Genomic DNA, 9,071 nt, shown 5'->3' on the forward strand with positions numbered 1-9,071 from the left:
GTGCTGGCAGGATCTCCAGGCGTGACGAGTGTTTTCCGCCCGCCGGGCGCGCTGCCGCGGATCGTGCCGGCGGGGGCGCTCGCGGACGTCCCGGCCGACCGGTTCCTGGCGTTGCTGGAGGCGGTCACGATGATCCTCACCCTGCCCGGCCGTGCCGCGACACGGGTGGACGCGCTGGTGGTCCCCACCGGCCAGGGCGAGGACTGGCGCCTCACCGACGCGATCCGCGCCTGGGAGGTCGACCCGGCGCCGCGCCATCTGCTGGTGGCGAGCACCAACCCGGCAGAGCGGACCTACCGCCCGCTCACGCTGGACCGCCTGCGGGCGCTCGGGCTGCGCCGGGTCGACGGGGTCGTGCTCCAGGCCGAGCCGGCCGGCGACACCGGACAGCAGGCCCGGTGGATCGTCGACCGGGTTCGGGAGCTGGGCATCGGCAGTCTCGCGCTGGTCGTCTCCCCGTACCACCTGGTCCGGGTCTACCTCACCGTGTTGCGGGCCGCCGACGACGCCGGCCTGCGGGTGCCGATGGTTCCGCTGCCCGTGGCGGTCGCCCCGCACGCCCCGGTGCCGGAGACCGGGGCGTGCGGGTACGACCTGGTGGCCGGCGAGGTCAGCCGGTTGCTCCGCTATCCCGACGAGGGCTGGATCGCCACCCCGGAGCGGCTGCGCGCCTATCTGCGGTGGCTCTGGACCGAGCACCGCGCCCTGCTCAGCGGCCCCGGGCACGATCCGCTCAGTGCCAGTCGCTGATCCGCACGTCGCGCGGCGACGGCGCGCCCTCGCCGGTCTCCACCAGCGACTTCAGGCTCAGCAGGTAGGACCCCCACTTCGTGCCGCAGTGGTGCATGAACTCGACCGGCTCACGCCAGCCCCGGTGGGCGAAGAGCACGATCGTCCAGTCGCCGTCCTGGCGCAGGTCCCACTCGACGGTGGTGCCGACCCACTCCGGCGGGCCGTCCACCACCCGCCAGACCACCCGCTCGGACGGCCGCAGCTCGACGACCTCCATGTCGAACCCGCCGGGCGGGAAGCGGAACTCGAGGACGCCACCGACCTCGGTGCCGCCCGTCGTGTCGTCGGTCCACCAACCGGCCAGTCCGTCGACGGTCGTCAGCGCCTCGTACGCCGTCGTGGGGTCCGGGGTCCGCACCCCGATCCGGTGCAGGATGTCCACCATCTCGATCTCCTCGTCTCGTCATTCGGGTCGGGCGCGCTGGATCTCCTCGGCGATCCGCTTGATCCGCCGCAGGCGGGCGTCCCAGGCGGAGCCGACCGACGCGAGTTGAGCCACCGCGCGGGCGAGCTGGGCGTCGTCGACGCGATAGCGCCGTTCCCGGCCGGCCGGGTCGCCCCGGACCAGACCGACCCGGTCCAGGACGCCGAGGTGCTTGGCCACCGCCTGGCGGGTCACCGGCATCTGCCGGCTCAGCGACGTGGCGGTGCCGCCGCCCTCGGCGAGCAGCAGGTCGAGCATCCGGCGGCGGGTCGGGTCCCCGATCGCGGACCACAGGTCGTCGTCGACCGGCTCGACCAGGGTGCTGGTCACGGCCGGACGGCCAGCGTCGCGGCGTAGGGCGGCAGTTGCGGCAGGAAGTGGTCCCAGCCGCTGACGTGGTCCCGGTACTGCTGCTCCAGCACGGCGATCTCCCAGCCCATCTCCCGGAAGCCCGTCTCGGTCATCCGCAGCAGGGTGCCGGCGCCCGACGGGGTCAGCTCGAACGTGACCAGCAGCGAGTTGCCCTCCACCGGCGTCTCGCCGGCGGGGTGGGTCCAGCGGAACGAGAACGTCCGGGGCGGGCGCGCGTCGACGACGGTGAACGGGACGACGGTGTCGCCGAAGACGATCTCCCCGGGCGCGCCGGGGGTCGGGGTGTAGCGGGCCTCGTCGGGCCACCATCTCGACAGGTGCTCGGGGCTGCTCACCACCTCGAAGACGATGTCGGGCGACGCCTCGACGAAGATCTCCCGCTCGATGGTTCCGTACTCCATGGCAACCTCCTGCAACCTTTGGTTGCAGATGACGCTAGCCGCTGCGGACGCGACGCGCAACCATTTGTTGCATGTGCGCGCCGGTGTCAGCGTCGTGTGGAACGCGTTGGCCGCTCTCCGCTCGGTCGGCGCCGGCCCGGAGCACGTCGTGCGTACCGTCATCTACGTCGTCAGCGCCGACCAGGCCGTGCTCGCCCAGGTGTGGCGACGGTTCCTGGCCTCCCCGCTCGCGGCCGCGTTCACGACCGCCAGCACGCTGCTCGGGGTGGCCCAGCTCGGTTTCACCGGGCAGCTGGTCGAGCTGGACGTGACCTCGGCGCTGCCCGAGACGCCGTAGGCGACAGCTACCCGGGCTTCGCGATGATCACGCGGACCACGTCCCGGCGGTCTCGACGACCCGTCCGCGACCGCTGGGCGCGAAAAGTAACATGCCGGGCATCAGCGCGGCGACCGCCAGCCTCCCCGACACCCGCGTCACGCGCGCTGAAGGGTCAACCTCGTGGCACGAGATTGCCGGTAACGGAATCCACCACCTGCCGGTCACGGAGGGGATTGCCGAGCCGCACGCGCACCCATCGCGTCTCCGCGTGGTCGCCGCCCGACCACCACAGGGTCGGCTGCCGCGCGACCACATGCAGAACCACCCGATCCCCCTGGTCGTCAGCGTTCGTGCGCACGACCTCGAAGTCGGGGTGCACCTCGACGCGTGCAACGAGGAATCCGGGGTCACCACCCACCTGGTAGGAGTCCACCGGCACCTCGAACTCCTGCGCTCGGTGGACGGCGCTCACCACGGCGTACGCGCTGATCACGAGCAGCACAGCGACAGCGACGAGGGCCCATCTCTTCGGCAGGAAGAGCCGCGGGGCAGACATGGTGACCTCCCTTCGAACCACGCGAGGTGGGGTTTTCAATCTTGACGCGGCGGGTGGTGCGGACAAGACCAACCTCGGCGAGCCGCTTCCGGATCCGCGCGTACCCGGCCCGCGCCTCGGTCGGCCACCCGCTCCCGTCGAGCCTTCCGCCGAACTTGGAGTTGTGGCACCCGGATCGCCCTCTCGTGCCACCTATGTCGACGACCACAACTCCATGATCGACGGGTGCTGCGGCCTAGGATCGCGGGGTGGGCAGGGTGGATCGGGCGAGCAGGGTGATCGAGGCGCCGGCGGAGACGGTCTACCGGGCGCTCCTCGACCGGGAGGCGCTGGAGGCGTGGTTGCCGCCGGAGGGCATGCGCGGGCGGATCGAGCGGTGGGATCCCCGACCCGGGGGCGGCTTCCGGATGGTGCTCACCTACCTCGACGCCGCCGACAGCCCGGGCAAGACGTCGGAGGCCACCGACGTCGTCGACGTCGGGTTCGCCGACCTGGCGCCGCCCGAGCGGGTGGTGCAGACGGCGGAGTTTCACGCCGACGACCCGGCGTACGCGGGCACCATGACCATGACCTGGGACCTCGCCGCCGCCGGCGACCGGACCGAGGTGACCGTCACCGCGACCGGCGTGCCGCCCGGCATCGACCAGGCGGCGCACGAGGAGGGCATCGCGTCGTCGCTGGCCAACCTCGCCGCGTACCTCGGGGCCGCCGGCTGAGCACGACCTCCGCACCCGCTCGGACACGGTGATTGGGAACGGTGATTCCGGGTAGCCGCCGCCGGTGACCGGAGAGCGGGACGGCAACGGCCGGCGGCACGGGCCGCCGCGGCGTGCCGGCCTCGACGCGGAGCGGTTCGACGAGGCGTGGGAGCGCGTGAACGAACGCGGCCGGACCGCGGGGCGGGACCGTCTCCAACAGTTGCGGATCAAGTCCGTACTCGCCGTCCAGGCCGGCCTGGCCGCGGCGCTGGCCTGGGCCGCCGCGCGCTGGCTCACCGGCATGCCGAGCCCGATCTTCGCCCCGGCCGCGGCCGTCGCCGTGATCACGTCGTCGTTCGGGCGGCGGCTGCCCAACACCGTCGAGCTGCTCGCCGGGGTGACACTCGGGATCTTCGTGTCGGACCTGCTGATCGAGGCGATCGGCGTCGGCGTGTGGCAGACCGGGGTGATCGTCACGGCGGCCATCCTGGTGGCCCTGGCGCTGAGCACCCGCGGCGGGATCGTCGGCAACGCCAGCGGCACGGCGGTGCTGCTGGGCGCGCTCTCCTCCTCCCGACACACGCTGGAGTTCCCCCGGTTCGTCGACGCGCTCATCGGCGGCGCCGTCGGGTTGGCGGTGACGTTGCTGCTGGTGCCGATCAACCCGCTCCGGGTGATGCGGCGGGTGGCCGCGCCGACGCTGCGGGAGCTGGCCGACCAGCTCCGGCTGACCGCGTCCGCGTTGCGGCGTCGTGACCACGCGCTGGCCGAACGGGCCCTGACCCGCTCGCAGGAGATCGGGGCCGAGCTGGGCACATTCTGGGACGCCTTCGGCGGCGCGAAGGAGACCGCACAGCTCGCTCCCGCCCGGTGGCCGCGGCGGCGGTCCGTCCGGCACTACCAGATGAGCGCCCCGGAGGTGGACCAGGCGGTCTGGAACACCCGTGTGCTGGCTCGTCGGGTCCTCGTGCTGATCGAGGACGGGGAGCCGGTGCCGGAGACCCTGCCCGACGCCGTCGACGCGCTGGGCGCGGCCGTGCACGCCCTGCAGCAGGAGGTGGTGTCCGGCTGGGGCCCGCAGGACGCCCGCCGGCACGCGCTGCGCGCGGTGGCCGAGGCGACGCGCGCCGAGATGGCGGGCACCGGACTGTCCGGCACGGTGATCGTCGGGCAGGTCCGCTCGGCCGTCAGCGACGTGTTGCAGTCGACCGGGATGGACCGGACGGAGGCGCTGCGCCGGATCCGGGACGTGGCCGCCGGGCAGTCCCGTCCGGACCCCTGACGGTCCACCCGTGCCGGTAGCGTGCGCTGATGGCAGTGACAGCAGCGGGGGTCTTCCGTCGGACGCCGCTCGAGCGCTCCGACCAGCGTGTCGCCTGGCACCGCACGGACCAGGCCTTCTTCGCGGCCGGGGCCTGCCACATCCTGGCCTGGGTGTGCCGGGACACCTACCCCGACCGGGCGATCGGCACGACCGGGTTGCGCTTCGCGGACGACCGCCAGGTCTTCCACGTGTACGCGACCTGGGCGGGCTGGGCGTTCGACCACGCCGGCTGGAACCCGGAGCCGGACCTGCTCGCGGTCAATCGCGACTTCGAACGCCGCCCGGTGGAACGGGTGCCGCTCGCGGACGACCTCGCCGCCTTCTGCGCGGCGCACCACCACCGCATGCCGCACCGGTACTGGCGGGACCCGATCCCCCGGGCACGCGCCTACCTCGACCGGTACGCGCCGCCGTGGACCCGGGGACGGTCGTGAAGGTCGCTGGTCGCAGGGCGGCGAGCTGTGCTTTCATGCCGCGGGTGACAAGCGACGAGGTGTCCGGCGCGGACACGCCCCTGAGCGCCCGACGCCGGACCGACCGCGACCTCGGCGACTGTGTGCGCGTGCTGGCGCAGGTTCATCAGCGCGACGGCTATCCGGTGAACTGGCCCGACGTCCCGCACACGTGGCTCACGCCGCCGTCGCTCCTCGCCGCGTGGGTGGCGGAACGGGACGGCCGGGTGGTCGGCCATGTCGGCCTGTCCCGGAGCGGGGCGGGAGACGTGGCGCCGGGACTGTGGGACGCCCGCGCGGGTGTGGGTGTCGACGGGACCGCCGTGGTCAACCGACTGTTCGTCGCTCCGTCCGCCCGCGGCCACGGGATCGCCGCGTTGCTGATGGCGCGGGCTGTCGGCGAGGCACGGCATCGCGGCCTGCACCCGGTGCTCGACGTGGTGGCGTCCGACACCGCGGCGGTGGCTCTCTACGAGCGGCTCGGCTGGCACCTCCTGGGCACGGTCGACCAGCAGTGGAGCCCGGGCCAGCGGGTGACCGTCCGGTGTTACGCGGCGGCAGCCTGACGGTGCGCCCCGGTGCTCAGTCGTCGCCCCGGATCCGGGCGTGCAGGTGCATGTCGTGTCGTCCGTCGGCGTGGACGGCGTCACTGCGTTTCGTGCCCTCCAGCCGGAACCCGGCCTTGACCGCCACCCGGCACGACGCGAGGTTACGGGTCGAATGGTCCAGGTGCAGGCGGTGGAAGCCGGCGTCGCCGAGCGCCCACCCGCTCACCGCCCGCAACGCCCGGGAGGCCACGCCTGCTCCCCGCGCGGCCGGCAGGACCCAGTAGGCGCACACCGCCGACCCGTCGTCGAGATCGAAGCCGCCCACCACCATGCGGCCCAGCACCTCACCACCGTCGCGGGTCACCGCCCAGCTCACGCCCGTCTCCTGCCGCCACGCCCGGTGGTAGTGGGCGAACCACTCCCGGACCTGCTCCTCGGACGTGGGTCGACGGGTGTGCCAGCGCTGGATCTCCGGGTCCTCGTAGGCGGCGAGGACGACCGGCGCGTCGGACGGCTCCCAGGGCCGCAGGAGCAGCCCGCCGCCGGCGTCGAGAACCGGCTGGGGACCGCGGGCGAGGGAGCCGGCGGGCATGGCAGGGGGTGTGGAGAGAGGAAACCGCACCGCCTGATCCTGCCCTGACGACGCCGCCCGGCGTCAAGGCTCCGCACCCCTGCGACGGCCCGGGCCCGCCGTTGCGCGGCGGGCCCGGCACCGCGGCGGCGGCACGGCGACGCTCCGATCCGTACCGGCAGCGGCTCAGCGGGGGACGGGGCTCGCCACCGCTGCGCCCGGCGCCCCCGGATCGGGGGCCGGCATGCCCGGTCGGCCCGGGGCCGGCGCGCCCGCCGGGGGCGGAACCGGCCGAGCGATCCCGCTCGGGCTCGGACTGGGTGCGCCCGGCGGAGGCGGAACCGCCCGAGCGGTCCCGCTCGGGCTCGGGACCGGCGTGCCGGGAGCGCCCGACGGAGGGGGAACGGTTCCCCGTGCGCCGCCGGGACTCGGGACCGGCTCACCCGGCGGACCCGGAACCGGCTCGTCCGGCCCGCTCGGGCTCGGCTTCGGGACGATCGTCGCCGGACGTGACGGCGGCCCGTCGTCGCCCCGGTCCGCGTAGGCGAACGGCGCCGCGATGACGAGCGCGGCCAGCAGGCCCGCCGTACCCACCACCACGGTGTTCCGCCGGCGGTGGCGTACGCGTCGTTCCGCCCTGGTCAGAGAGTCCTGCACGGTCGGTGCCTCCTCGGCGATCTCGGTGAGGGTGGTGCGGAGGACGTGCTCGAACGGGTCGGTCATCGCTGCATCTCCAGAAGCTCGCCGGCCGGCAGGAGCTGACGCAGGCGGGCGACCGCACGGCCGGTGCGGCTGCGCACGGTCCCGACCGAACAGCCCAGCAGCTCGGCGACCTGCGCCTCCGGCAGGTCCTCGTAGTAGCGCAGGACCACGACGGTCCGCTGCGCCGGCGTGAGTTGCCGGAGCGCCGCCCGCAACGCCAGCCGCAGGTCCGCTCCCCCGCTCGGGTCGGCCACCACCGGCGTACCGAGGTCGACCGGTGTCTCACGCCGCCGACGCAGCCGCCGCCACCAGCTCACCTGCTCCCGGTACATGACCGCCCGCAGGTAGCCCTCCGGGTCGGCGTGACGGATGCTCCGCCACTTCGGGATGACCTTCGACAGCGCCGATTGAAACAGGTCCTCCGCGCTGCTCCGGTCGCCGGTGAGCAGGTAGGCGACCCGGATCAGCGCCGGCGCGCGACTCGCCACGAACTCGGCCAGCACCGCCCGTTCGTCCTCTTCCACCGCACCACCCTCGTTTCCTCGTCCACCCCTCACAGACGCCTGGGAGCCCCACCGCTATCCCGCCCCGTCGAGATTGTCGAGGGCTGTCAGCGGTCCGGGACCGGCGGTATCGTCCGGCGCGTGCCGCACACCGACTGGTCCGACGTACGCGAACGGCTGGCCCGCCTGGCCGCCGCGCCCGCCGCCTCCGCCGTCTTCGGATCCGCCGGCCACGGGTGGGAGCTGGAGCCGCCCCTGAGCACCGGGGACCTGGCCGAGGTGGAGGCACAGCTCGGGGTGGAGCTGCCCGGTGAGTACCGGGCCTTCCTGCTCGTCGCGGGCCGGGGCGGCGCGGGACCGGCGTACGGGCTCTTCCCGCTGCGCCGGCACGACGGACGGTGGTCGTGGGAGGGCGACGGCGCCGACCTCACCGACCTGGGCACGCTCGCGCGGCCCTTTCCGCACGTCGAGGCGTTCAACCCGGCCGACGGGCTGCCCGGCCCGCCCGACGAGGACGACTTCGACTCGGAGGAGGAGTTCAACGCGGCCGAGGACGCGTACTGGGAACAGCACGACGCCGTGGTGTTTCGGCCGGAGCACTCGGTCGGCCTGCTCTACCTGTGCCATCTCGGCTGTGCGCTACGTGAGGCGCTGGTCGTCAGCGGACCGGCGCGGGGCCAGATGTGGACGGACGACACCGCCTCGGACGGCGGTTACCAACCGCTGCGCGACGAGGACGGAACCCCCCTCGGCTTCGCCCGGTGGTACCGGCGCTGGCTGGAGGAGGCCGAGAGCCGTGTGGCACGTCGGGCCCGGGACAATGTTCGCTGTGACAGCACCTGAGATCACCGTCGCCACGGCGGAGGACCGGGGCCGGGTCGTCGCCTCGCTGGTCGCCGCGTTCACCAAGGACCCCGTCCTGCGGTTCCTGTTCCCCGACGACGCGACCTACGCGCCCTACGCCGGCGCCTTCTTCGGGCACCTCTTCGACAAGCGGCTGTCCAAGGGAACGATCTGGACGGTCGAGCGCGGCGCGTCGGTCGCCATCTGGGAACCACCCGCCGGCGAGGGCAACGCGCCGGACGACGACCTCGCCGACCGACTTCCCGCCGACGTGCTGCGGCGGGTCCGCGCGTACGACCGGGCGGTGCACGCCGCACTGCCCGCCGCCCCCTTCTGGTATCTCGGGGTGTTGGGCACGCACCCGGACCACGCCGGCCACGGGTGGGGCCACGCCCTCATGCGGGTGGGGCTGAACCGGGCCGCCGCCGACGGGCTGCCGGCGGTCCTGGAGACGAGCAACCCCGACAACGTCGAGGTCTACCGGCGCGCCGGCTGGGAGGTGGCGCACCGCTTCGCCGAACCCGTGCCGACCTGGGTCATGCGGCAGTCGACTCGCTGACCATGAC

General features: G+C 73.8%; 14 protein-coding genes. 8 read left to right on the forward strand and 6 right to left on the reverse strand.

Annotated features, from left to right (window positions below; all coding sequences use genetic code 11):
- Positions 1-21 precede the first annotated feature (21 nt).
- Entirely contained in the window at positions 22-750 is a 729-nt protein-coding gene (locus COO58_RS20915; protein ID WP_255292734.1) for a hypothetical protein, read from the forward strand.
- On the opposite strand, the gene COO58_RS20920 is transcribed toward COO58_RS20915, so the two are convergent.
- The 3 genes from COO58_RS20920 to COO58_RS20930 are packed head-to-tail and all read right to left on the reverse strand — an operon-like array spanning position 734 to position 1,989.
- Complete coding sequence (locus COO58_RS20920) at positions 734-1,177, reverse strand: SRPBCC domain-containing protein (protein WP_098746859.1); 444 nt, start codon at positions 1,175-1,177, stop codon at positions 734-736. The genes COO58_RS20915 and COO58_RS20920 overlap by 17 nt on opposite strands.
- An 18-nt stretch (positions 1,178-1,195) precedes the next feature.
- On the reverse strand, positions 1,196-1,546 hold the full coding sequence (locus tag COO58_RS20925) for a metalloregulator ArsR/SmtB family transcription factor (RefSeq protein WP_091572381.1): 351 nt from the start codon (positions 1,544-1,546) through the stop codon (positions 1,196-1,198).
- Positions 1,543-1,989, reverse strand: a complete 447-nt coding sequence (locus COO58_RS20930) for an SRPBCC family protein (protein ID WP_098746861.1) — start codon at positions 1,987-1,989, stop codon at positions 1,543-1,545. Before COO58_RS20930 ends, COO58_RS20925 begins: the two co-directional genes overlap by 4 nt.
- Before the next feature lie 73 nt (positions 1,990-2,062).
- Between COO58_RS20930 and COO58_RS20935 the strand changes: the two genes are divergently transcribed.
- A complete protein-coding gene (locus tag COO58_RS20935; RefSeq protein ID WP_218012408.1) occupies positions 2,063-2,326 on the forward strand; it encodes a RidA family protein in 264 nt (87 codons plus the stop codon).
- Between the two features lie 154 nt (positions 2,327-2,480).
- Here COO58_RS20935 and COO58_RS20940 read toward each other — a convergent pair whose 3' ends face one another.
- Positions 2,481-2,864 carry a hypothetical protein gene (locus COO58_RS20940; RefSeq protein ID WP_098746863.1) on the reverse strand — a complete coding sequence of 128 codons (384 nt, stop codon included), beginning with the start codon at positions 2,862-2,864 and terminating at the stop codon, positions 2,481-2,483.
- A 248-nt stretch (positions 2,865-3,112) separates the two neighbouring features.
- On the opposite strand from COO58_RS20940, the gene COO58_RS20945 reads away from it, so the two are divergent.
- The 4 genes from COO58_RS20945 to COO58_RS20960 all read left to right on the forward strand — a co-directional run bounded on the left by COO58_RS20945 (position 3,113) and on the right by COO58_RS20960 (position 5,904).
- A complete protein-coding gene (locus tag COO58_RS20945; protein WP_091572369.1) occupies positions 3,113-3,580 on the forward strand; it encodes an SRPBCC family protein in 468 nt (155 codons plus the stop codon).
- Between the two features lie 64 nt (positions 3,581-3,644).
- Positions 3,645-4,844, forward strand: coding sequence for an aromatic acid exporter family protein (locus tag COO58_RS20950; RefSeq protein WP_091572366.1), 1,200 nt, complete (start codon positions 3,645-3,647; stop codon positions 4,842-4,844).
- Between the two features lie 29 nt (positions 4,845-4,873).
- Positions 4,874-5,320, forward strand: a complete 447-nt coding sequence (locus COO58_RS20955) for a hypothetical protein (RefSeq protein ID WP_098746864.1) — start codon at positions 4,874-4,876, stop codon at positions 5,318-5,320.
- Positions 5,321-5,364: 44 nt separating this feature from the next.
- Positions 5,365-5,904, forward strand: coding sequence for a GNAT family N-acetyltransferase (locus COO58_RS20960; RefSeq protein WP_218012409.1), 540 nt, complete (start codon positions 5,365-5,367; stop codon positions 5,902-5,904).
- 16 nt (positions 5,905-5,920) lie between these two features.
- Here the strand turns inward: COO58_RS20960 and COO58_RS20965 are convergent, their stop codons facing one another.
- Together COO58_RS20965 and COO58_RS20975 are read right to left on the reverse strand one after the other, a co-directional pair.
- Positions 5,921-6,478 (reverse strand): GNAT family N-acetyltransferase, encoded by a 558-nt coding sequence (locus tag COO58_RS20965; RefSeq protein WP_176558926.1) that lies wholly within the window; start codon positions 6,476-6,478, stop codon positions 5,921-5,923.
- Positions 6,479-7,176: 698 nt separating this feature from the next.
- Complete coding sequence (locus tag COO58_RS20975; protein ID WP_091572349.1) at positions 7,177-7,683, reverse strand: SigE family RNA polymerase sigma factor; 507 nt, start codon at positions 7,681-7,683, stop codon at positions 7,177-7,179.
- 120 nt (positions 7,684-7,803) lie between these two features.
- Between COO58_RS20975 and COO58_RS30320 the strand changes: the two genes are divergently transcribed.
- Together COO58_RS30320 and COO58_RS20985 are read left to right on the forward strand one after the other, a co-directional pair.
- The gene (locus COO58_RS30320) at positions 7,804-8,505 is read left to right on the forward strand and encodes an SMI1/KNR4 family protein (protein WP_098746868.1); all 702 of its coding nucleotides are present in this window, start codon (positions 7,804-7,806) and stop codon (positions 8,503-8,505) included.
- Positions 8,483-9,064, forward strand: coding sequence for an N-acetyltransferase (locus tag COO58_RS20985; RefSeq protein ID WP_098747344.1), 582 nt, complete (start codon positions 8,483-8,485; stop codon positions 9,062-9,064). Before COO58_RS30320 ends, COO58_RS20985 begins: the two co-directional genes overlap by 23 nt.
- The last annotated feature ends 7 nt before the right edge of the window (positions 9,065-9,071 follow it).

The organism is Micromonospora sp. WMMA1996 (genome assembly GCF_002573675.1).
Classification (GTDB): domain Bacteria; phylum Actinomycetota; class Actinomycetes; order Mycobacteriales; family Micromonosporaceae; genus Micromonospora; species Micromonospora sediminicola.